Source organism: Microbacterium sp. A84, from assembly GCF_051842815.1.
Classification (GTDB): domain Bacteria; phylum Actinomycetota; class Actinomycetes; order Actinomycetales; family Microbacteriaceae; genus Microbacterium.
This window is the reverse complement of sequence record NZ_JBPXMS010000006.1, coordinates 19938-42384: the sequence shown is the minus strand read 5'-3', so window position 1 is coordinate 42384 and position 22447 is coordinate 19938. Positions and strand designations below refer to the sequence as shown.

19 protein-coding genes are annotated in these 22447 nt (G+C 64.0%); 15 read left to right on the top strand and 4 right to left on the bottom strand.

What is annotated here, in order from left to right; genetic code table 11:
* Positions 1–39: 39 nt before the first annotated feature.
* A complete protein-coding gene (locus ACSU04_RS17870) occupies positions 40–1869 on the bottom strand; it encodes an AMP-dependent synthetase/ligase (protein WP_439285530.1) in 1830 nt (609 codons plus the stop codon).
* Between the two features lie 180 nt (positions 1870–2049).
* On the opposite strand from ACSU04_RS17870, the gene ACSU04_RS17865 reads away from it, so the two are divergent.
* The 3 genes from ACSU04_RS17865 to ACSU04_RS17855 all read left to right on the top strand — a co-directional run bounded on the left by ACSU04_RS17865 (position 2050) and on the right by ACSU04_RS17855 (position 5176).
* A complete protein-coding gene (locus ACSU04_RS17865) occupies positions 2050–2736 on the top strand; it encodes a lysophospholipid acyltransferase family protein (RefSeq protein ID WP_439290529.1) in 687 nt (228 codons plus the stop codon).
* A 38-nt stretch (positions 2737–2774) separates the two neighbouring features.
* Positions 2775–4115, top strand: a complete 1341-nt coding sequence (locus tag ACSU04_RS17860) for a class II 3-deoxy-7-phosphoheptulonate synthase (protein WP_439290504.1) — start codon at positions 2775–2777, stop codon at positions 4113–4115.
* A gap of 131 nt (positions 4116–4246) precedes the next feature.
* Entirely contained in the window at positions 4247–5176 is a 930-nt protein-coding gene (locus tag ACSU04_RS17855) for a hypothetical protein (protein ID WP_439290503.1), read from the top strand.
* Positions 5177–5245: 69 nt separating this feature from the next.
* On the opposite strand, the gene pknB is transcribed toward ACSU04_RS17855, so the two are convergent.
* Complete coding sequence (gene pknB / locus ACSU04_RS17850) at positions 5246–7195, bottom strand: Stk1 family PASTA domain-containing Ser/Thr kinase (RefSeq protein ID WP_439290502.1); 1950 nt, start codon at positions 7193–7195, stop codon at positions 5246–5248.
* 73 nt (positions 7196–7268) lie between these two features.
* Positions 7269–8360: a LysM peptidoglycan-binding domain-containing protein gene (locus ACSU04_RS17845; RefSeq protein ID WP_439290528.1), complete on the bottom strand. Its 1092-nt coding sequence runs from the start codon at positions 8358–8360 to the stop codon at positions 7269–7271.
* 248 nt (positions 8361–8608) lie between these two features.
* On the opposite strand from ACSU04_RS17845, the gene ACSU04_RS17840 reads away from it, so the two are divergent.
* Positions 8609–8959 (top strand): Rv2175c family DNA-binding protein, encoded by a 351-nt coding sequence (locus ACSU04_RS17840; protein ID WP_439290501.1) that lies wholly within the window; start codon positions 8609–8611, stop codon positions 8957–8959.
* A gap of 2 nt (positions 8960–8961) precedes the next feature.
* On the opposite strand, the gene ACSU04_RS17835 is transcribed toward ACSU04_RS17840, so the two are convergent.
* Complete coding sequence (locus tag ACSU04_RS17835; RefSeq protein WP_439290500.1) at positions 8962–10050, bottom strand: polyprenyl synthetase family protein; 1089 nt, start codon at positions 10048–10050, stop codon at positions 8962–8964.
* An 86-nt stretch (positions 10051–10136) separates the two neighbouring features.
* On the opposite strand from ACSU04_RS17835, the gene ACSU04_RS17830 reads away from it, so the two are divergent.
* From ACSU04_RS17830 to murC, 11 genes are all read left to right on the top strand, one after another.
* Positions 10137–10535: a DUF3040 domain-containing protein gene (locus ACSU04_RS17830; RefSeq protein WP_439285543.1), complete on the top strand. Its 399-nt coding sequence runs from the start codon at positions 10137–10139 to the stop codon at positions 10533–10535.
* A 277-nt stretch (positions 10536–10812) separates the two neighbouring features.
* The gene (gene mraZ, locus ACSU04_RS17825; RefSeq protein WP_439285545.1) at positions 10813–11244 is read left to right on the top strand and encodes a division/cell wall cluster transcriptional repressor MraZ; all 432 of its coding nucleotides are present in this window, start codon (positions 10813–10815) and stop codon (positions 11242–11244) included.
* A 102-nt stretch (positions 11245–11346) separates the two neighbouring features.
* Complete coding sequence (gene rsmH / locus ACSU04_RS17820; RefSeq protein WP_439285652.1) at positions 11347–12285, top strand: 16S rRNA (cytosine(1402)-N(4))-methyltransferase RsmH; 939 nt, start codon at positions 11347–11349, stop codon at positions 12283–12285.
* Positions 12282–12857, top strand: coding sequence for a hypothetical protein (locus ACSU04_RS17815; protein ID WP_439285547.1), 576 nt, complete (start codon positions 12282–12284; stop codon positions 12855–12857). The genes rsmH and ACSU04_RS17815 overlap by 4 nt, the downstream gene beginning before the upstream one ends.
* A 20-nt stretch (positions 12858–12877) precedes the next feature.
* Entirely contained in the window at positions 12878–14662 is a 1785-nt protein-coding gene (locus tag ACSU04_RS17810) for a peptidoglycan D,D-transpeptidase FtsI family protein (protein WP_439285549.1), read from the top strand.
* A 28-nt stretch (positions 14663–14690) separates the two neighbouring features.
* A complete protein-coding gene (locus ACSU04_RS17805) occupies positions 14691–16103 on the top strand; it encodes a UDP-N-acetylmuramoyl-tripeptide--D-alanyl-D-alanine ligase (RefSeq protein ID WP_439290499.1) in 1413 nt (470 codons plus the stop codon).
* On the top strand, positions 16100–17221 hold the full coding sequence (mraY, locus tag ACSU04_RS17800) for a phospho-N-acetylmuramoyl-pentapeptide-transferase (protein ID WP_439290498.1): 1122 nt from the start codon (positions 16100–16102) through the stop codon (positions 17219–17221). The genes ACSU04_RS17805 and mraY overlap by 4 nt, the downstream gene beginning before the upstream one ends.
* On the top strand, positions 17218–18753 hold the full coding sequence (gene murD / locus ACSU04_RS17795) for a UDP-N-acetylmuramoyl-L-alanine--D-glutamate ligase (protein WP_439285554.1): 1536 nt from the start codon (positions 17218–17220) through the stop codon (positions 18751–18753). Before mraY ends, murD begins: the two co-directional genes overlap by 4 nt.
* On the top strand, positions 18722–19918 hold the full coding sequence (locus ACSU04_RS17790) for a peptidoglycan glycosyltransferase FtsW (protein WP_439285556.1): 1197 nt from the start codon (positions 18722–18724) through the stop codon (positions 19916–19918). The genes murD and ACSU04_RS17790 overlap by 32 nt, the downstream gene beginning before the upstream one ends.
* A complete protein-coding gene (locus ACSU04_RS17785; protein ID WP_439285558.1) occupies positions 19915–20988 on the top strand; it encodes a UDP-N-acetylglucosamine--N-acetylmuramyl-(pentapeptide) pyrophosphoryl-undecaprenol N-acetylglucosamine transferase in 1074 nt (357 codons plus the stop codon). Before ACSU04_RS17790 ends, ACSU04_RS17785 begins: the two co-directional genes overlap by 4 nt.
* A gap of 56 nt (positions 20989–21044) precedes the next feature.
* The gene (gene murC, locus ACSU04_RS17780) at positions 21045–22445 is read left to right on the top strand and encodes a UDP-N-acetylmuramate--L-alanine ligase (protein ID WP_439285560.1); all 1401 of its coding nucleotides are present in this window, start codon (positions 21045–21047) and stop codon (positions 22443–22445) included.
* The last annotated feature ends 2 nt before the right edge of the window (positions 22446–22447 follow it).

Below are 22447 nucleotides of genomic sequence, written 5' to 3'. Positions count from 1 at the left end.
GGCCCCGCCGTGGCGGGGCCATTTGTCTCGGTATATGTATCAGCCGCCGAGCGCCACGTTCGTTGTGGTGACCGGCTCGTCATAAATCGCGGTTACTTCGTCGGCGAAGTCCGACATGATCACGTTGCGCTTGATCGACATCTTCGGCGTGAGGTGGCCGCTGTCTTCGGTCCACTCGGAGTCGAGGATCGTGAACTTGCGGATCGACTCGGCGCGCGAGACTTTGCCGTTCGCGACATCAACAGCACGCTGCACTTCGGCTCGGATGGCGTCATTCTTCGACGCCTCCGCGAGAGACATGTCTGTGGCAAGGCCGTTGTTGCCGAGCCAGGTCGGCAACATCTCAGGGTCGAGCGTGATCAGAGCCGAGATGAACGGCTTCTTATCGCCGACGACGACGACCTGGCTGATGATCGGGTTCGCGCGAATCGGATCCTCGAGCGCCGCGGGGGCGACGTTCTTGCCGCCAGCGGTGACGATGATCTCTTTCTTGCGGCCGGTCACGGTGAGGAAGCCCTCTGAGTCGAAGCTGCCGATGTCACCGGTGCGGAACCACCCATCGCGGAAGGACTCGGCGGTGGCCTCCGGGTTGTTCCAATACTCCTTGAAGACGTTGATGCCGCGCACTTCGATCTCGCCGTCATCCGCGAGACGGACGCCGACGCCGGGCAGCGCGGGGCCGACCGAGCCGATCTTGGACTTGTCTGCCAGGTTGACCGTCGCGGGCGCGGTCGTCTCGGTCAGACCGTAGCCCTCCAGGATCACGACGCCCAGACTGTGGAAGAAGTGGCCGAGGCGCGGACCCAGGGGAGCAGACCCCGACACGGCATAGGCGATATTGCCGCCCATGGCCGCGCGGAGCTTGCTGTAGACGAGCTTGTCGAACAGGACGAACTTGATCTTCATCCCGAACGGAATCTTCTTGCCCTCTTCGAGCAGTCGAGAGTGCTCGATCGCGGTGGCGGCGGCGGCACGGAAGATCTTGCCCTTGCCACCTGCCTCTGCCTTCTGCTCCGCCGAGTTATAGACCTTTTCGAACACGCGCGGCACAGCGAGGAGGAAGGTCGGCTTGAACGAGCCCAACGCCGGCAGCAACTGCTTCGTATCGGGCTGGTGCCCCGTGCGCACACCGGCGTGGATGTTGAGGTGCGAGATGAACCGCGCGAAGATGTGCGCCGTGGTGATGAACAGCAGGGTGGAGGCGCCGGGGTTCTCCACGACGGCGCTGAGCGCCCTGGCGGAGTTGCGGCAGAGCTCTACGAAGTTGCTGTGCGTCAGCACGCATCCCTTCGGACGGCCGGTCGAGCCGGACGTGTAGATCAATGTTGCGATGTCCGAGCCCACAGCGAGATTGCGGCGACGTTCGATCTCGGCATCCTCGACACCGATGCCGGCTGCGGTGAGCGAGTCGATCGCGCCCAGGTGTAGCTGCCAGACCTCACGGATCAGTGGCAGGTCGCCGCGCACCTCGTCGAGCTTGGCGAAGTGATCGGCCGACTCGATCATGAGTGCGATCGCGCCGGAGTCTTCCATGATCCACTGGATCTGCGCGGGGGAGCTGGTCTCGTAGATCGGCACCATCACGGCACCGGCGTAGAACAGAGCGAAGTCGACCAGCGTCCAATCGTAGGTGGTGCGGGCCAGGAATCCAACCTTCTCACCGGGCTGGATGCCGGCCGCGACAAAGCCCTTAGAGAGAGCGATCACGGCGGTCTGGAAGTCGGCAGCGCTGATGTTGCGCCATCCCCCACCATCCGGAACAGAGAACAGTGCGAGGTCGGGTGTGCTCTCGACGCGCTTCACCAATAGATCGGTGATGTTCGCATCGGGATCAGCAGGGACGATCGCGGGGACTTCGAATTGAACCACGGCAACTCCTTCGGTACCGGTCGAGCACGGGTTCCCACGAGTCTAGGGCACAACAGTCTCTAAAATACGGCGATTTTGGAATTCAGTCGCGTGTTTTATGACACTCAGTTGCGGTCGCGTCGGGCGCCATCCGCGTCGTCGTCATCATCGAGTGCGGCCTCAGGGATAGACTTCGTGACGATGTTCTACTGGCTGATGAAGTACGTCGTGGTCGGCCCCGTGGTCAAGGCGATCTTCCGCCCTTGGATCGTGGGGCGAAACAACGTGCCCACGCACGGCGCGGCGATCCTGGCGAGTAACCATCTCTCCGTTTCCGATTCAGTCTTTCTTCCGCTGCTGATCGATCGACGGATGTCGTTCCTCGCAAAGAGCGACTACTTCACCGGCCGCGGCATCAAGGGCTGGGCGACGAAGTTCTTCATGCAGGCCACCGGCCAGATCCCGATCGATCGATCCGGCGGCAAAGCCTCGGAGGCATCGTTGAACACGGGGTTGCAGGTGCTCGGAAGAGGTGACCTGCTGGGCATCTACCCCGAGGGGACACGCAGCCCAGACGGCAAGCTCTACCGCGGACGCACCGGCATCGCTCGAATGGCGCTCGAGGCGAAGGTCCCCGTCATCCCGATCGTCATGGTCGACACGGACACCGCGATGCCGATCGGTCAGAGCGTTCCGCGCGTTGTGCGCGTCGGAATCGTGATCGGTGAGCCCCTGGACTTCTCCCGGTATGCCGGGATGGAGAACGACAGATACATCCTGCGGTCGGTCACGGACGAGATCATGGTTGCCCTGCAGAGGCTGGGCGAGCAGCAGTATGACGATGTCTACGCCTCGAGTGTGAAAGAGCGGATGCCTCGCCGCAACTGACGGCGCGTGAGGATGCCAGCGGCCAGTAAGCTGGGGAAATGCCTCAGCAGCACGACGCCGCCCTGGACGCCTGGCGCACACTTCCCATCAAGCAGCAGCCGACCTGGCCCGACGCTGACCGCGTTGCGGACGTATCTCGCCAGATCGCGGCGCTTCCTCCGCTGGTGTTCGCCGGTGAAGTGGACAATCTTCGTGATCGGCTCGCTCGCGCAGCATCCGGTCGTGCGTTTCTGCTGCAGGGTGGTGACTGTGCCGAGACTTTCGCTGGCGCCACCGCCGATCAGATCCGTAACCGGATCAAGACGGTGCTGCAGATGGCGGTCGTGCTGACGTATGGCGCCTCGATGCCCATCGTGAAGATGGGCCGCATGGCGGGACAATTCGCCAAGCCACGCTCCAGCGACTCCGAGACTCGTGGTGACGTCACGCTTCCCGCTTACCGTGGCGACATCGTCAACGGCTACGACTTCACCGAGGGCTCACGCCAGCCCGACCCCGGTCGTCTGCTGCAGGGCTACCACACGGCGGCATCCACGTTGAACCTGATTCGCGCGTTCACGCAGGGTGGTTTTGCGGATCTGCGTGAGGTGCACTCTTGGAACAAGGGCTTTGCGTCGAACCCCGCCAACCAGCGCTATGAGCGCATGGCCGCCGAGATCGACCGGGCCATCAAATTCATGGAGGCCGCAGGAGCCGACTTCGAGGAGCTCAAGCGCGTCGAGTTCTTCACCGGCCACGAGGGCCTGTTGATGGATTACGAGAGCCCGATGACGCGTATCGACTCGCGTACGGACACTCCGTACAACACCTCGGCGCACTTCCTGTGGATCGGGGAGCGCACGCGCGACCTCGACGGCGCGCACGTCGACTACTTCTCCAAGATTCGCAACCCCATCGGTGTGAAGCTCGGCCCGACCACGACTCCCGAGACTGCTCTCGCGCTGATCGACAAGCTTGACCCGAACCGCGAGCCGGGCCGGTTGACCTTCATCACGCGTATGGGTGCGGGCAAGATTCGCGATGCGCTGCCGCCGCTGCTGGAAGCAGTCCGCGACTCGGGTGCGACCCCGCTGTGGGTCACCGATCCGATGCACGGCAATGGCATCACGACGCCCACCGGCTACAAGACGCGTCACTTCGATGACGTGGTCGACGAGGTGCGCGGCTTCTTCGAGGCACATCGCGCCGTCGGGACGTTCCCCGGGGGCATCCATGTCGAGCTCACCGGCGATGACGTCACCGAGTGCCTCGGCGGCTCGGAGCGCATCGACGAGGCCGCCCTCGCGACCCGCTACGAGAGCCTCTGCGACCCGCGCCTGAACCACATGCAGAGCCTCGAGCTCGCCTTCCTGGTCGCCGAGGAGCTCGAGAAGCGCTGAGCGCGCTTCCGCAAGCGTCGAGAACACACAAACCGTCCTTCCTGATCGCGGGGAAGGGCGGTTTGCGTGTTCTCGGCCGGGGCTGTGGACAACGCGAGCGGGGATCGCCGGATGCGCGGCAGGATCGGGGCATGCGACCTCGGATTCCACTGCCTCGTCCACTCAAGTCCACTGCGTTTCAGGTGCAGTCAGGCTCCGCGCGCGGCCTGGGCGAGAAGCGGATGCGAGGACACGACCTCCAGCGACCGTTCCACGGCGTGCGTGCGGCTGAGTCGCCGGAGAGCCTCTCGGACCGCTGCGCGGCACTCAGCAAGACGCTCCAGCCCCACCACGTGTTCAGTCATCGGACGGCGGCTGAAATCTGGCGGATGCCGCTGCCGGCTGATGACGACCATGAGGACGATGATGACGATGTTCTGCATGTCATGGCTTTGGGGAAGCGAGGCCGCATCCGTCGGCCCGGCGTGGTCGGCTGGGAACGAACGGAGAACGACCTCGTCACTTACTTCGTGGGGAGCATCCACGTATGTGCGCCCGCTGATGTCTGGTGTCAGCTGTCGACGCTCATCTCTCGAGAATGGCTTGTCGCCGTCGGAGACTTTCTCATCAGCGGCGAGAGAGATGACGATGGGCGCCGCCCGGCGCTGTGCACGATGGAGCAGCTGACCGAGGCTATTGCCCGGCACGGGAGACGGCGTGGTGTGGCGGCGCTGCAGTGGGCGTTGGGAATGGTTCGGAGTCCCGTGGACTCTCCGCGCGAATCATTGTTGCGGCTCGCGCTGGTCGCCGGTGGGTTACCCGAGCCTGAAGTGCAGCTCGCGGTGCGGACAACGAAGGGGATACGGCACGGTGATCTCGGATACCGCGATGCGCGGCTGATCATCGAGTACCAGGGCGATGAGCATCGCACTTCACGTCGCAGATGGCTGCAGGACCTCACGCGAGTGCAATTGCTGGAGGATGCCGGATATCGAGTGATCCTGGTCGGTTCCGACGACCTTGAAGACGGTGCGGCGGCACTGATCGCTCGCATCCGCCGCATTCTGGCATCCGCTGGTTGAGCAAGCCTGATCGAGAACACACAAACCGCCCTTCCGGATGCTCGGGAAGGACGGTTTGTGTGTTTTGGGCTAAAGAACGCCACGGATCTGCATGTACACCTCAGTGGACGCACGTCGCATCGAGCCTGATGCCGGGTCGGTGCCGGTGACTTCGGTGTTGCCGTTGTCGAGCGCACTCCACAGGCCGTTCCAAGTGGGCTCGAAGCCGGAGTCTCGGAGCTTCTGGGCGGCTTCATCGCGGGTAAGTCCGGTGACATTCGGCACTTCGAACAGCTGAGGCCCCTTCGAGACCACGAGTGACGTTGAATCTCCCCGTTGCCAGTTGCCTTGCTCGGAGCGCTCCGCCATCGAGATCACGATGCCCTGTTCGACGGAGTCGCTGAACTCCTCGAATTGCTCCGTGACTGTGATGCCCTTCTCATCGAGGGTGGCGACAGCATCCGCCGCAAGCATCCCGACGACATCGGGCAGACTGCCGAGCGAAACGAACAGCTTCACGGAATCATCTTCGAAGAGCTCACAGCCGTCACCGCAGACGTAATCCTCGCCGCCTGCGCGAGGAGTCACATAAGCATTGATGACGATGTCTGCCGCGGCGTCGGAATACAGCTCGAGAGTCTCGTCCGCGACGTTGACCTTGAGAGTCGACAGATAGTCCCTGGCTTCCTGCTCAGCCTTGCCATTCAGCGCCTCAACGGTGTGCGCAGCCGGACCGGTCGAGATGATCACGTGCACCTCGGCGCCCTTATCGAGCTTTTCGCCCTTGCCTGGTTGGCTTCGGATGGCGGTCTCGGCATCCACATCGACCGAACTCTCATCGACACGCACAGGCAGGAAACCTTCTTCGATCAGCGATGCTGACGCAGCCTCATAGCTGAGGCCCGCGACGGGCGGAACTCCAACGAGAGATCCCGGCCCTGAGCCGAACCACCATCCGGCGCCACCGGCCAACACCGCGAGCAGTAGCACCAGCGACAGCAGGAACGCCCCGCGTGCACGCCGCTTGGACGTTCTGCGTCGCAGCAGCGTCGCGTTGTCCATGGGCTGAGCCGCAATCACGGGACCGGTCGGATCGTCGATCACCATCATCGATGGCATGACCTTGGTGAGCTCGCCGGAGTCGCTCTGCGAGCGCAACGGCGTGGTCGCTGTCGTGGCGGCCATGGGGGAGACCCCGAGATCGCGTTCGATTTCGCGCAGGCGATCGAGCATCTGCTGGGCGTTATCGGGTCGCTCGTCCGGTGACTTCTCGGTCGACCACAGCACGAGTTCGTCCAGCTGCTCAGGCACGCCGGGATTGCGCACGCTGGGGCGCGGTACCGACTCTGTCGCATGCTGGAAGGCGATCTGCATCGGCTGCTCGCCCTTGTACGGCTGCTCACCTGTGAGCATCTCGTAGAGCATGATGCCGAGGGCGTAGATATCGCTACGGGCATCCGCAGTGCCGCGCGTGACGAGTTCGGGGGCGAGGTATGCGATCGTGCCGAGCAGCTGCGCGCCCGTTGCCGTGTTCGCCGACGTCGCTCGGGCGAGGCCGAAGTCACCGATCTTGATCCGACCGTCTTCAGCGAGGAGGACGTTCTCCGGCTTCACATCGCGGTGCACGATGTCGGCTTTGTGCGCAGCGGCAAGCCCAGAAAGGATCGCATCCATGATCGTGATGGTCTGCGCAATGGTCAGTCGACGCTGTTCACGCATCAACTCACGCAGCGTGATGCCAGGGAGGTACTCCATGACCAAGTAGGCGAGCTCGCCATCCTGACCCTGATCGAAGACGTTGACCACGTGCGGATCGGCGAGTCTGGCGGCCGCGCGAGCCTCCTGGATGAACCGGCTCTGGAACACGGTGTCATCGCTGAGGTGTCCGTGCATCACCTTCAGCGCGATGCGGCGCTCCAGCCGAAGATCGGTGGCGACGTACACCGTGGCCATCCCGCCGCGCGCGATTCGTGCACGCACTCGGTACCGGCCGTCGACAAGCCGCCCAATGAGGGGGTCGGCCTGCTGATTGCTCGTCACGTACAGAGTCTATGAAGAACTGGCTGAAAGCCAGGGGAGCGGCTCACCCTTTCGGCGCGGAAACACCGGGGAATCAGCCATAAAGTGCGATCCATTCGTAGGCAGCGGTCTCCCAGGCGCCATAGCGCTCTGGGTACGCCGAGATCTGCACGGACTGTGCGGCCTCGCTGAAGGTCATGCTCTCCCACCCTGGGATGTCGAGCAGACCGCGGGTCGTGCTGCCGTTCGGGTCTGATTGACCACCGTAAAAGACGCGGATGCTGCGATCGCGATCCATGACCTGCTCTGGTGTGCCCCAGCCCGTACTGGGACGCTGCTGGAACAGGCCCAGTGAGTCGCGGTCGCCCCAATCGAGGTTGCGCAGCCACGACTCGACCATCGAGGTGGCCAGGGCAATCGCGATGCCGCGTTCTGAAACGCCCAGTTCACGCCCGATCCCGATGATCATGGCCGCGTTCTCGGCCTGCGGCGCGTTGAGCACGGCCGTTTCGGCCGGCGCCGGGGTGGATGCTGGCGCCTCTGCGGCGGCGGCGACGATGATGCTCTGGCCGGGATAGATGATCGACGAGGGGCCGAGACCGTTAGCCGCATACAGTGCAGCCACCGAGGTGCCGTACTTCTGGGCGATCGCGAAGAGAGTGTCGCCGACGACAACCATGTGCGTGGTGCCAGCAGTGTCAGGCGCGGCGGGCGGCACCGCGGCGGGAGCCGGCGCGGGAGCGGGCTGGGGACTGGCAGCAGCGGAGATCGCGATGACCTGCCCTGGGTAGATGACCGAATCGCGGCTCAGCCCGTTCGCCGCCAGAATCGCGTCGATCGAGGTGCCGTACTTCTGTGCGATGGCGAAGATGGTGTCGCCCGCGACAACGGTGTGCGTCTGCGCAGACGGAGCAGGTGCAGGAGACGGTGCAGGCGCTGGAGCCGGTGCGGCTGCAGGCGCGGTGAGCCTGAGGCTTTGGCCCGGGTAGATCACTGAGCGCCAACCGAGGTCGTTCCACGTGAGCACATCGACGGTCGCCAGGCCGAACCTGGCGGCGATCGCGGCGACGGTGTCTCCGTATTGCACGGTGTAGGCGGCTGGCGTCGTGTGGGCCGGGACCGATTTCAGCACTGCTGATGTCGGTACGGTGGCGAGGCGCTGATGCGAGCCGGTTTCCGCAGGCATAGCAGGCATGGCAGCGCTGGCTGGGGCGGCACTGAATGCGCCCGCGAGAACCCCCAGAACGGCTGCTGGGACGCCGATCTGCGCGTAACGGGTGCGGTGTTGCTCGGTATCGAGTCTCAAAGTTCCCCCTTTTGGGCTCGTAAAACGCTGACACGGATGTATACAGATGTCAACCAAAGGGGCAGATGTTACTTAAGTGAATAATGGGACGATGTGCGATGTTCCCCGGGAAATGAGATAGTCAGAACGTGTCTGAGACTGCTCCCGAAACCCCCGCCATCAAGTGGCTGACCACGCCCGATCTCGTCGAGATTCTCGATGAGCCGCTGGGACGGGTGCGGCGCCTCATCGCCGAGCACTATCTGATCGGCTCGACCCGCAACGGAACGTTCGGGGTTCCGTCGATCTTCATCGTCGACGGAGAGCCCCTCGCATCACTGCGGGGCACGATCATCGTCCTCAAGGATGCAGGGCTCACCGATGACGAGGTCATCGACTGGCTTCTGAGTGAACAGGAAGAACTGGGTCGCACTCCGATCGCCGCGCTCCTGGACGGTCACAAGAGCCCGGTCCGCCGGATAGCGCGCACTCTCGCCTGAGATCAGGCCGTTCGTACTGTCGCTGCCCGGGCGAGGTCTCGCAGCTCGCTGACGGAAGCATTGTCGAGCCGTGCGCCGGAGAGCGCCCGGTCGGCCTGCTGCGCGTAAGAAGCGATGAGTTCTTCCACTCGGGCGAGTGCGCCGGAATCGGCGATCGTTGACTGCAGGGCCGACACCTGAGCGGGTGTGAGGTCCGGATCGCCGAGAAGTTCATCCAGCACTCGGCAGGCCGAGGCGCTCAGTCGCTCTCGCGTGAACGCGATCAGAACCGTTCGCTTGCCCTCGCGCAGATCATCGCCCGTCGGCTTTCCGGTGACCGTCTCATCGCCGAACACTCCGAGGACATCATCGCGCAGCTGAAACGCCATGCCGATCGGATGCCCGAATTTCCGCAGCGCATCCTGCTGAGCCGCATCTGCGCCGGCGAGGGTCGCGCCGAGCAGCAGCGGCTGTTCGATGCTGTATCGCGCTGATTTCAGGGAGACGACCCGCAGTGCACGATCCGCGTGCTCGGATGCAGGATTCACCTGCCACGCGGATTCCTCAGCGATATCGAGGAACTGCCCTGTGGTGACATCGCGGCGCATGCGGGCATACTGCCGGCGCACGTCAGGCGCCTGCGGGTGTCCGGCCAGCGACTGCTCGAGCAGATCATCGCTCCACGCGACAAGCAGATCGCCGAGCAGAATCGCGGATGCACGGCCGAATGTCTCAGCATTCCCAGACCATGTCAGCGTGCGGTGCTGCTGCTCCAGCGCGCGATGCGCTGCCGGGCGCCCGCGTCGGGTGTCGGAGTTGTCGATCAGATCGTCGTGCACGAGTGCCGCTGACTGGAAGATTTCCAGCGCGGCGCAGAGGTCCCACACGGCATCTGTCTCAGCGGCAGCGCGGTCGGCGAAGCGTGCCACCGCGCGCCATCCGGCATGGCAGAAACGTGCGCGCAGACGCTTACCGCCCTGCAGCGTGTCTGCTGCGGAGTCGATGAACATCGCGGCATCAGAGCCGTATTCATCGGACTCTGATCGAAGCAGCGTTAAGAAAAGATCCAGGTGGGTGGCGACGGCATCCTGGACTAGCGTGGGAGAGGGCACGACATTCAGCTTAGGTTCTCAGCTGATAGGTAGCCTCGGCTGTTTTGCGAGCGTAGACTAGAGACACTGAACCCGAGGGGGGCGTTATGCCACTGTCAGAACAGGAGCAGCGTCTGCTCGATGAGATGGAACGCCATCTCCTGCACAATGATGCAGACATCGTCACTGCGCCCTCAGGCGATCGCACGCTCAGCTATCGCAACCTTGTTTACGGTGCGGTCCTGCTGCTCGTCGGCATCGGCGCACTGGTTGCCGGTGTCGCGCTAGGAAGTCAGCTCGGCGCTGTGGGCAGCATTATCGTCGGCGTGATCGGATTTGCCGCGATGCTCGCTGGCGTCATCCTCGCAGCCACCCCGGTTCGCCGCACCGGCCCAACGCACGTGTCTGGTTCGGCCAGTCGGGCGAAGTCAAAGCCGCCGCAGGACTCGTCCTCTTTCATGGATCGCATGAACGACCGTTGGGATCGTCGCCAAGACGGTCGCTGACCTCACCACCGCTTTACAAGCCCGGATGCATTGCGCATCCGGGCTTTTTTGTGTGCTCTGACGGGTCACTTCCGCAGATCCGACGGTGATTCCCCATTTGACCCCCACCGTCCTCCACTTCTATTCCGCCGTGTATTTCCGCGGAATATCGGGGGACTGGAGTGGCTACGGACCCAGACAAGCGATGCTGTCTTCGCCTTCCCATATAAAAGTGGAGCAAAGTGGAGTAAAGTGGGGGACACCTCGAATTGGCCGGAAACAGAGGGGGTGATGGCTGATGTTGTTGGGAACGCACGCACCGAAGCTCGACGACAAAGGTCGAGTCATCCTGCCAGCGAAATTCCGTGAGGATCTCGGGAGCGGCATCGTCGTCACCCGTGGCCAGGAACGCTGCCTTTACGTCTTCAGCACGGCCGAGTTTGAGGCGATGCATGAGCGGATCCGTCAGGCGCCGCTCGGCAACAAGCAAGCCCGTGACTTTCTGCGCATGTTCCTCTCCGGAGCCAGCGCAGAGATGCCGGACAGCCAGAACCGCATCACCATCCCTGCACCTCTTCGTCAGTACGCCGGGCTCGAAAAAGAGCTCATCGTCACTGGCGTCGGCGCGCACGCCGAGATTTGGGATGCCGCGGCCTGGAACGACTACCTCGCCGCTGGCGAAGACACTTACTCAGAACTGGAACAGGAGGTGATTCCGGGACTCTTCTGACCCTTCGACTGTGATGCCCCGCCGCTCCCGCCCCGACACACTTCCCCGGTGCCGGGTCGAGAAGCGGAGGGGAATCAGAGTCGAAGGTCACCGGACATGATCATGAATCTCCGCGACATTCACACCCCAGTCCTCCTGGAGCGCTGCATCGAGCTACTGGCTCCCGCGCTGCAGCACGACGGTGCCGTACTGGTCGACGCGACGCTCGGTATGGGCGGCCACTCCGAAGCCCTGCTCGAGCGGTTCGACAACATCCGCCTGATCGGCCTCGATCGCGACACCGACGCACTGCGCATCGCCGGCCAGCGGCTGGAGCGCTTCGCAGATCGGATCACGCTCGTACACACGGTCTACGACGAGATCGGCCTGCACGCGCACGGTGCGTCCGGCATCCTGATGGATCTCGGCGTCTCGTCCCTGCAGCTTGATGAGGCAGAGCGCGGCTTCGCGTACTCGAAGGATGCTCCGCTGGACATGCGGATGGATCAGACGAAGGGCGTCACGGCCGCTGAAGTTCTGGCGACGTACAGCGAGGGAAACCTCCGACGCATCTTCGAGCGCTACGGCGAGGAGAAGCTCGCCGCGCGTTACTCCCGCTTCATCGTGCAGGCCCGCGACGAACACCCGTTCGTGCGATCTCAGGATCTCGTGGACCTGCTCCAGGCTGCGACGCCGGCTGCCGTGCAACGCGCAGGGCATCCAGCCAAGCGCGTGTTCCAGGCGCTGCGTATCGAGGTCAATTCCGAGCTCAGCGTGCTGGCCGATGCCATTCCCGCAGCCATGGACGCGCTGACCGTCGGTGGGCGCATCGTGGTGATGAGCTACCAGTCGCTGGAGGATCGCCTCATCAAGCAGGCCTTCGCAGCGGCATCCAAATCCACCGCTCCCGCCGGGCTCCCTGTCGAACTGCCACAGCACGCCCCCCGGTTTCGGACCATCACCAAGGGTGCAGAACTCGCAAGCGATGAGGAGAAGGCACGCAACCCGCGAGCCATTCCCGTTCGCCTGCGTGCCGCCGAACGAATCAGGGAGGCAGTGTGAACCGCGCGACCGCCGCAGCACTGCTGCCGCAGCCGAAGGCTCCAACGACGCGTCCTGCGCGTCAGCTCAAGCCCGTCACCGCCCCTGCACCGCGCAGTCGGCCGAAGCTCGCCTACGCGCTCATCGCGCTCGGCGGGGCTGCGGCGATCGGTATCGGTCAGATCGGGCTGTCGCTCGCCATCACGCAGGACTCCTTCGTACTTGCCGACCTCGCCTCGCAGCAGCGGGAGCTCAACTTGCAGGCGAGTGCGCTTGAGGATGACATGGCGGGACTCGCCTCGCCTCAGATGCTGGCGACGAAAGCTGCCGAGCTGGGCATGGTCGTCAATGGCGCTGCGTCCTACCTGCGTCTCAGCGATTCGGCGATCCTCGGTGCGAACGTCGGGGCCGGGCCGCAGTCCTCGGTAGATCCGATGGGCAGCGGAGCAGTCAACAACGCGCTCCTGGATGCACCGGTCGCGCCGGTTGCCACTGCAGAAGAAGAGCAGACCGCTGAGGATGCTCCAGAGACCGTCGATCCGAGCCTTCCCCCGCCAATAACAGAGGGGCTGCCCAGCCCCACCACCCGCTGAACGGACACTGAGGGAATCCCATGACGACACGAGCCACGCGCGGCCCACGCCGACGCACCGTCGTCGCCCTCGCGGTGATACTGGCGGTACTGGCAGCGTTCGTCGTTCGCCTCGTCGACATCCAGGTAGTGAGCGCGACCGAGCACGTGGAGGATTCCCTCAACGTCGGCAAGCTCGGCAGCACGGATGCGCTCTACGGCAACAGAGGGTCGATCGTCGATGAGAACGGCATCATCCTGGCGTCGAGCACGAAGGTCTATGACGCCGAGCTCAGTCCGAAGGTCTTGATGCTCTTGGAGAACGACGAGAACGGCCCTCCGGAGACACCGTGGTCTGAAGCAGCTGACAAGATCGCTGAGATCACGGGTCAGGACGCGGATGAGTTGCGTGCCGGCGTCGCAGCCAACCTGGAGAACAACTCGGAATCGGAGTACTACCTGCTGGAGAAGGGGCTCAGCACCGAGAAGTACCTTGAACTGCGTGACCTTGGGCTCATCTACCTGCACATGACACCGCGCGAGACGCGTGTCTACCCGAGCGGCGCGGTTGCGGGCAACGTGGTCGGCTATCTCGACACCGCTGGCGTCGGGCAACTCGGTGTCGAGCAAATGGAGGCCAAATGCCTCGCCCCGACAGATGGCGAGCGCACCTACCTGCGTGGTACCGACGGGGTCATCATCCCCGGCAGCGAACGCACTGTCGACGCGCTGAACGGCGGCACCGTACAGCTGACGATCAACCGAGATCTGTCGTGGTATCTGCAGCAGATGGTTGCAGAAGAAGCGCAGAAGCAGGGCGCGAAAGCGGCAACTGCTGTTGTCGTAGAGGTCAAAACGGGAAAGATCCGTGCCGCGGCCGAATGGCCGTCGCTCGACCCCAACGACCTTGATTCCTCATCACCGGATGACTGGGGAACGCGGGTGTTCACCACGACATTCGAGCCGGGGTCGACATTCAAAGCCGTCACCGCTGCGACACTGCTGGACACCGGCGCTGTGGACGGCAACACCACGGTGAGCGCGGCAAGCCGCGAAACTTTCCCGAACGGCGCTGTCATCAACGACGCGTTCGTGCACGGCGCCAACCAGTACACGCTGGCCGGTGCCCTGATCGACTCATCCAACGTTGCGGTATCGAAGTTCGGAACCATGGTCGACCCGCAGGTGCGCTACGACTACCTGAAGAAGTTCGGCGTCACGGAGAAGACGATTGATTTCCCTCGTGAGGAGGGTGGCGTTTTGCACCCGGTCTCCAAGTGGGACAGCCAGTCGCTGTACACGACCACGTTCGGACAGTACTTCACGGTCACCGCGCCACAGGTTGCCGGTGCCTACCAGGCCATCGCCAACGGTGGCGAGAAGATCGATCTGTCGCTCATCGAGTCCTGCACGCTGGCCGATGGCACCGTCGTGACCCCAGATGCACCGGAGCATGAGCAGATCATCTCCGAGTCCACTGCCGATGAGGTGGCGCGCATGCTGGAGAACGTCGCCGTGCAGGGCGGTCTCTCCGAGCAGGTGGAGATTCCTGGCTACCGGGTAGCCATCAAGACGGGTACCGCGGAGAAGCCGAACGAGAACGGCCCCGGTTACAAAGCGAACGCCTATTACACGAGCATGGTGGGCTTCGCCCCTGTGGATGACCCTGAGTACGTCGTTATCGTCACGCTCGACGAGCCGACTAGGCTTGCATCATCAGCAGCGACGGCGTCCGCTTTCCACAAAGCGATGACTCAGGTTCTGAAGACCTATCGCGTGTCACCGTCCACCGAACCGATGGACGAGCTGCTCCCCAAATTCAACTAGCCGGCGCCTCGCCGTGCATGGAGATGTCATGATCGCCCTGTCGTTTGCAGAGATTGCTGCCATCACCGGCGGCGAGCTGCGTGTCGTCGACGCCGATACCGCGGAAACCGTGGTCAACGGCGTCGTCGATACCGATTCCAGGAAGATGGCGCCCGGCGGCATCTTCATCGCCAAGCCAGGCGCCGAGACTGATGGGCACCGTTTCGTCGGTGCTGCCGTCGATAATGGGGCTGTGCTTGCACTGGTCGAACACCCCGTGGATTTCCCAGTGTCGCAGGTGGTCGTTGCAGATGTTGTGGCAGCGTTGGCTGATCTCGCTCGAGCCGTTGTCGCGCGCGTGCGCGAGGCAGGCCAGCTGAAGATCGTAGGGATCACCGGGTCCAACGGTAAGACGACGACGAAGAACTTCCTTGCGCGCATCCTCGAAGGCGTCGGCGAGACGGTGGCACCGATCGATTCGTACAACAACGAGGTCGGCGCGCCAGTCACCATGCTCCGGGTCACCGAGAACACTCGCTATCTGGTCAGTGAGTTCGGTGCGGCTGGCCCCGGCAGCATCGCCCACCTCGCAGGGCTCGTTGAGCCCGATGTCGCGGTGGTCCTGATGGTCGGTATGGCACATGCCGGTGGTTTCGGAGGCATCGAGGCGACCGCAACCGCCAAGGCAGAGCTGATCACGGCATCCCGCCCCGCCGGTACGGCAGTGTTGAATATCGACGACCCTCGTGTGGCCGCCATGCGCGAAAAAGCCGTCGATCACGGGCTGAGCGTCGTCGGCTTCGGCCAGAATGACACGGCAGACGTGCGCGCGAGTGATGTGCAGGTTGCCGCAGACGGCACGCGAACGGTGATCAGCGTCGCCGGAGTTGAACTTCCGCTACACCTGAAGGTTCTCGGCGCGCACCACGTAGGCAACGCGCTGGCTGCGATTGCAGCCGCCGGCGTGCTCGGCGTCTCACTTGCCGATTCCATCGCACGACTCGAGACCGTCGAGATCGCCGAGCGCTGGCGCATGCAGCCGATGGGAAACGAACGGGTGCGCATCATCAATGACGCGTACAACGCCAGCCCCGACTCCATGGCGGCAGCTCTCCGCACCCTGGCACAGATCACCGGACCGGATGAGCGCACCGTCGCTGTTCTCGGCGCGATGAGTGAGCTGGGCGAGAGCGCAGGGGAGGAGCACGACCGGATCGGGCTGCTCGCTGTGCGCTTGAACATTCGCCGCATCGTCGTAGTGGGGCCAGAGGCACGTCGCCTCTACCTCTCGGCGGTCGGCGAAGGCTCGTGGGACAGTGAGGCCGTGCACCTCGCAGACCAGGACGCGGCATTCGAGTACCTGCGCACTGAGTTGCGCGACGGTGATCGCGTGCTCGTCAAATCATCCAATTCCGTGGGCCTTCGGCATCTCGGCGATCGTCTGGGAGAATTGTTCTCGTGAGATCACTCCTGATGGCGGCGGCGATATCGCTCGCCTTCACCCTCTTCCTCACTCCGGTCTTCCTGCGGCTGTTCCGCCGCTGGGGCTGGGGGCAGGTCATCCGCACCCCGGAAGACATCGCGAACCCGAGCCATGAGGCAAAGCGTGGCACGCCCACGATGGGCGGCCTCATCTTCATCGTCGGCACGATCGTCGGCTACTTCGTCGGCGTCTATGCCGGGGGAAGCACACCGGCGCTCTCCGCGATCCTCGTGCTCTGGCTCATGCTCGGGTTCGGAGCGGTGGGCTTCATCGACGACTACATGAAGGTGAAGTCGCAGCGCAGCCTCGGACTTTCCGGTTGGCGCAAGGTCATCGGTCAGCTGATCGTCATGATTCCGTTCGGCGTCGTCGCCCTGAACTTCCCCAACCAATGGGGGCAGACCCCTGCGAGCGGCCATGTGTCGTTGTTCCGTGACATACCGTGGCTGGACCTCTTCGCCTTCGGCGTGGTCATCGGCTGGGTCGTCTACCTGATCTGGATCGCTGTGATCGGCATCGCGACATCCAACAGCGTCAACCTCACCGACGGCCTCGACGGTCTTGCTGCCGGCGCGGGGGTGTTCGTCGTCAGTGCATACAGCCTGATCGCGTTCTGGCAGTTCAAGCAGTCCTGCACGGGCGCGGGCGCGGGCACCGGCGCCGAAGACGAAGCGCTGGCTGCCTGCTATCAAGTGCGAGACCCCTTCAGCCTCGCGATTGTTGGGGCATCGTTCGCCGCAGGACTCATCGGGTTCCTCTGGTGGAATGCGCCCAAGGCGAAGGTCTTCATGGGTGACGTCGGCTCGATGGCCATCGGCGGCGTGATCACCGCGATGGCGATCCTCACCCGCACCGAGCTGCTGCTCTTCGTGATCGCCGGTGTCTTCGTGCTCTCGTCCGGCTCGGTGATCCTGCAGCGCACCTACTTCAAGCTCACCCGCGGCAAACGACTCTTCTTGATGAGCCCGTTCCATCACCATCTGGAGATGCGCGGCTGGCCTGAGGTGACGATTGTCGTCCGGCTGTGGATCATCTCGGGCTTGCTTGCTATCTCGGCCGTGGGCATCTTCTACGTCGAATGGCTCACGCTGGTATGAGTGACGTACGTCTGGATGCTCTGACCAGCTGGCACGCCGATTGGAAGGGGCTGCGCGTCGCTGTCCTCGGGCTTTCGGTGACCGGATTCTCTGCGGCTGACACTCTCACTGAGCTCGGTGCTGATGTCCTCGTGCTGTCGGAATCAGCGTCTGAGGAGTACGAGCGGCTCGTTCCGGTCATCGGCGCACACCTCGAAATCGGTCCGCTCGACGTGGTGCCGCAGAGGGTTCGTGACTTTGACCCGGAGGTCGTCGTGGCCTCACCGGGCTTCTCGCCGTCGCATCCGCTGATCCAATGGGCGCAAGATGCCGGGATCGCGCTGTGGGGCGATGTGGAGCTCGCCTGGCGCGTGCGCGACAAGGTCGTGCGCGCAGACGGCACCCCTGCCGATTGGGTGCTCATCACCGGAACCAACGGTAAAACGACGACCACTCAGCTGACCGCGACGCTGCTCGCGGAGGGCGGGCTACGCGCCGCGCCGTGCGGCAACATCGGTGTCCCGGTGCTGGATGCCGTGCGCGACCCGGCCGGTTTCGACGTCTTCGTGGTCGAACTCTCCAGCCACCAACTCTGGTACATCGGGCAGAGCAGTAGTGCGGGCGAGCTCGTGCCGCACTCGGCGACGTGCCTGAACCTCGCCGACGATCACCTCGTCTGGCACGGCAGCACCGCGGCCTATCGCGATGCGAAGTCGTTCGTCTACCGCAACACCCGCGTCGCCTGCGTATACAACAAGGCGGATGTGGCCACGCGCCAGATGGTTGAAGACGCCGAGGTTGCGGAAGGCGCGCGGGCGATCGGTTTCGACCTTGGCGTGCCAGGCCCGAGCGATTTCGGCGTGGTCGACGGTATCCTCGTGGACCGAGCCTTCCTCGATGACCGTAGGAACAGTGCACTCGAGCTGACCACACTCGCCGAGCTCGATCGTGCCGGGCTTGCGGCCCCACACATGGTGCAGAATATTCTCGCTGCCAGCGCGCTTGCACGCGCACTCGGCACACCGCCTGAGGCCATCCGACGTGCCCTTGAGACGTTCCGGCTTGATGCGCATCGCATCCAGGTCATCGCCCGCCACCAGGGCGTCACCTGGGTCGACGATTCCAAGGCGACCAACCCGCATGCTGCCGCCTCGTCGCTGCGGGCTTACCCCGGCGCCGTCTGGGTTTTGGGCGGAGATCTGAAGGGCGTCGACCTCTCGGACTTGGTGGCGGATGCCGGGCGCACTGCGAGCGCCGCGCTCATCATCGGTGTCGAACGCGCCGAGTTGGTCGCGGCATTCGAGCGACACGCGCCCGCAGTCCCGGTGATCGAGGTCGTCACTGGTGAGACTGAAGATGTCATGACTCGCGTGGTGGAACTTGCCGCGGGGATCGCCACTGACGGGGGAACAGTTCTGCTGGCCCCCGCCGCGGCGTCCTTCGACCAGTTCACCAGCTACGCGGATCGCGGCCACCGCTTCGCCGACGCGGTACGCAGATGGATCGACAGAGGGAGCGCCGATGACGCAGGCATCCCGCCCTCCGCGCACTGAATCTCGAGGACTCGCCGCACGCGTCTCGTTGGGGCGCATCTTCACGCCACCGTCGAACGAGTTCCTGCTCATCGCATCTACGGCTTTGCTGCTGACGGTTTTCGGGATTGTCATGGTGATCTCGGCGACGAGTGCGAAGGAGAACGGTGTCATGGACACCGCTCTGAAGCAGACGATGTTCGCCGCTGTCGGCATCCCGATGATGTTCCTGGTGAGCCGGCTTCCGATCAGCCTGCTGAAGAACATGGCGTGGCCCGCGATCATCGCGGCGACGGTGTTGCAGCTGCTCGTGTTCACACCTCTCGGCATTGAGGATGCCGGAAACCGCAATTGGATCCGCATCGCCGGGTTCACGATGCAGCCCTCGGAGTTCCTCAAACTCGCCCTGGCGCTTTGGATCGCTTACGTGCTCCTGCGCAAGCGCGCACTGCTGGGAACGTGGAAGCACGTGTTCATCCCGGTCGTGCCGATGGCGGTGATGGTGCTTGCCACCGTCATGGCCGGGAACGACCTGGGTACCTCCATGGTCCTCGTGCTGATCACGCTGGGCTGCCTGTTCTTCTCCGGTGTCAAGCTGCGGTTGTTCATCCTCCCGTTGCTCGCCGGAGCCGGCGGCATCTTGTTCTATGCACTCTCCAGCGCCGACCGGATGCGGCGAATCACTGCTCTCTGCGCGAATATCGACCCCGCGGTCGATATCGAGACGTACCGGTCGAATTGCTACCAGTCTGTGCATGCAGTCTGGGGCATGGCGAACGGCGGGTTCTTCGGCCTTGGTCTTGGCAACTCACAAGAGAAGTACGGGTGGCTGCCTGCCGCTGCCAACGACTTCATCTTCGCAATTGTCGGCGAGGAGCTCGGGCTCATCGGCTGCATCGTCGTGCTCGGCCTGTTCACCTTCTTCGCGGTCGGTGCGTTCCACATCATGCGTAAAACGCAGGACCCGTTCATTCGCGTCGCCTCCGGCGGAATCGCGGTGTGGATCATCGGGCAGGCCCTGATCAATGTCGGCGTCGTGATCGGCATTTTCCCCGTGATGGGCGTGCCACTGCCGTTCATGTCGCAGGGTGGTACCGCGCTTCTTGCCGTGCTGCTCGCCTGCGGCGTGCTGCTGGCATTCGCTCGCACGATTCCTGCAACTGAGCGAGGTAAGGTCACCAAGTGACCTCGTACCTCCTCGCCGGCGGTGGCACCGCCGGCCACGTCAATCCTCTGCTTGCCGTCGCCGATGGGCTGCGCGAACGCGACCCGGAAACCGACGTCCTTGTGCTCGGAACGAAAGAGGGCCTGGAAGCCCGTCTCGTTCCTGAGCGCGGATACGAACTGCTGATCGTGGACAAGGTGCCGTTCCCGCGCCGACCGAATAAGCAGGCCGTGGGCTTCCCCGGACGATTCCGGAAGGCGATCGCCCAGGTGCGCGCGCACATCCGTGAGCATCACATCGACGTGGTGGTCGGGTTCGGCGGCTATGCCTCGGCGCCGGCATATATTGCGGCCCGTCGCGAGAGGGTGCCGTTCATCGTGCACGAGGCCAACGCGAAGCCCGGACTGGCGAACGTGCTCGGTGCGCGCCGAGCAGCGGGCATCGGCGTCGCGTTCGACGGCACGCCACTCAAGGGCAGCGAAGTCGTCGGCATGCCGTTGCGGCGCGAGGTTGTCGACTTGGACCGAGCAGCTGTCCGGGCAGAGGCTGCCGAGTACTTCGGCCTGGATGAGGCGCAGCCCGTCCTGCTGGTCTTCGGCGGTTCGCTGGGAGCGCTGCGGCTCAACGAGGCCCTCGCCGACTCATGGCGCGATGTGCGTGCCGCGGGCTGGCAGCTGCTGCACGTGACGGGGGAGCGCAGCGACCTCGTCGACCCCGAGGCTCCCGGCTACGTCATGCGTCGCTATGTCGACCGAATGGACCTCGCCTTCGCCCTTGCCGACCTGATCGTCTCTCGTGCGGGCTCGGCGACGGTCAGCGAGATCAGCGCCATCGGCATCCCCGCCGTGTATGTGCCGTACGCGGTCGGAAACGGAGAACAGCGGCTCAACGCCGCATCCTCCGTCGATGCGGGCGCAGCGATCCTGCTTGACGATGCCGGATTCTCCGGAGACACGGTGCGCGATACCGTCGTGCCTCTTCTCGGCGATCGTGAACGGATCGAGCGTATGGCCGCGGCAGCCGAGAACGTGGGCATCCGCACCGGCACCGAGAACGTCATCGCGCTGATCGATCGGGCACTCGGCGCCTGAGCCGGGCGGCGTGCCCAGGGGCCGCTGTCAGGGCAGCGAATTAGGATGGACGGGACATGATCAGACCTGACCTCACTCTTCCGATTCCCGAGTCCATCACTGCTGCCCACTTCATCGGTATCGGTGGATCGGGCATGAGCGGACTCGCGAAGATGTTCCTCGATGCTGGCATTCGCGTCTCCGGATCAGACCGTGCAGATAGCGACAGCCTGCGCGCTCTTGCCGAAGCGGGGGCGACCGTTCACGTCGGTCACGATGCCGCCCACCTCGGAGACGCAGACACCGTCGTGCACACCGGCGCGATCTGGCCGGAGAACCCCGAGTACGTCACGGCGAAGGAACGCGGTCTGCACGTCATTCACCGCTCCCAAGCACTGCACTGGCTCATCGGCGGGCGACGGCTGGTCTCGATCGCCGGCGCGCACGGCAAGACGACGTCCACCGGCATGCTCGTCACGGCTCTGCAATCGCTCGGGGCAGACCCGAGTTTCGTCAACGGTGGTGTGATCGAGCAGCTCGATGCGTCGAGCGCGTCCGGCACCGATGATCTCTTCGTCGTTGAGGCAGACGAGTCGGACGGCACCTTTCTGCTGTACGACACCGCGATCGCCCTCATCACGAATGTCGATCCTGATCACCTCGACCACTATGGCTCGGATGAGGCGTTCCATGACGCGTTCATCCGCTTCGCCGACGCGGCGAGCGAGGCTGTCGTGATCTCCAGTGATGATGCGGGTGCACTGCGGGTGACTGCCGGCCTCACGCACCAGAACGTCATCACGTTCGGCCTGGCAGAGCACGCGGATGTGCGCCTCAGCGACGTCTCGACTGCTGGTCCCGTGGCCGCCACCGTCACTCATGACGGACAGAGCGCGCGTATGCAGCTCGCTATGCCTGGCGAGCACAATGCGATCAATGCCGCGGGCGCCGTCGCGGTGCTCCTGACGTTGGGGTACGCACTGAGCGATGCCGTGCGCGCCGTGGAAGGCTTCGCCGGAACGGTGCGGCGCTTCGAGCTGCACGGCGTCGAGCGCGGTGTGAGCGTCTTCGACGACTATGCGCACCACCCGACCGAGGTGAAGGTCGCTCTCGAAGCAGCGCGCAGCGTCGTCGGCGAAGGTCGCCTCATCGCAATACAGCAGCCGCACACCTACTCGCGCACGCAGCACATGTACCGCGAGTTCGCCGAGGTGTTAGAAACCTACGCCGACCACACCGTCATGCTCGATGTGTACGGTGCCCGCGAAGATCCCGTTCCCGGCGTCACCGGCGAGCTGGTCAGCGGCGCCTTTGCTGATCAGGAACACGTGCACTACGTGGCTGACTGGCAGGAAGCAGCCGACTACACGGCCACCGTGGCGAGGGAAGGCGACTACGTCATCACGCTCGGCTGCGGCAATGTCTACCTGATGATTCCGCAGGTGCTCGAGTCGCTGCGAAAGACGACCGAGGCCTGATC

Excerpts from the sequence above, each read along its gene's own strand:
- murC (WP_439285560.1), top strand. The coding sequence starts at position 21,045 with ATGATCAGACCTGACCTCACTCTTCCGATTCCCGAGTCCATCACTGCT.
- mraZ (WP_439285545.1), top strand. The coding sequence starts at position 10,813 with ATGTTGTTGGGAACGCACGCACCGAAGCTCGACGACAAAGGTCGAGTC.
- murD (WP_439285554.1), top strand. The coding sequence starts at position 17,218 with ATGAGTGACGTACGTCTGGATGCTCTGACCAGCTGGCACGCCGATTGG.
- ACSU04_RS17865 (WP_439290529.1), top strand. The coding sequence starts at position 2,050 with ATGTTCTACTGGCTGATGAAGTACGTCGTGGTCGGCCCCGTGGTCAAG.
- ACSU04_RS17860 (WP_439290504.1), top strand. The coding sequence starts at position 2,775 with ATGCCTCAGCAGCACGACGCCGCCCTGGACGCCTGGCGCACACTTCCC.
- ACSU04_RS17810 (WP_439285549.1), top strand. The coding sequence starts at position 12,878 with ATGACGACACGAGCCACGCGCGGCCCACGCCGACGCACCGTCGTCGCC.
- ACSU04_RS17855 (WP_439290503.1), top strand. The coding sequence starts at position 4,247 with ATGCGACCTCGGATTCCACTGCCTCGTCCACTCAAGTCCACTGCGTTT.
- rsmH (WP_439285652.1), top strand. The coding sequence starts at position 11,347 with ATGAATCTCCGCGACATTCACACCCCAGTCCTCCTGGAGCGCTGCATC.
- ACSU04_RS17845 (WP_439290528.1), bottom strand. The coding sequence starts at position 8,360 with ATGCCTGCGGAAACCGGCTCGCATCAGCGCCTCGCCACCGTACCGACA.
- ACSU04_RS17790 (WP_439285556.1), top strand. The coding sequence starts at position 18,722 with ATGACGCAGGCATCCCGCCCTCCGCGCACTGAATCTCGAGGACTCGCC.
- ACSU04_RS17830 (WP_439285543.1), top strand. The coding sequence starts at position 10,137 with ATGCCACTGTCAGAACAGGAGCAGCGTCTGCTCGATGAGATGGAACGC.
- ACSU04_RS17805 (WP_439290499.1), top strand. The coding sequence starts at position 14,691 with ATGATCGCCCTGTCGTTTGCAGAGATTGCTGCCATCACCGGCGGCGAG.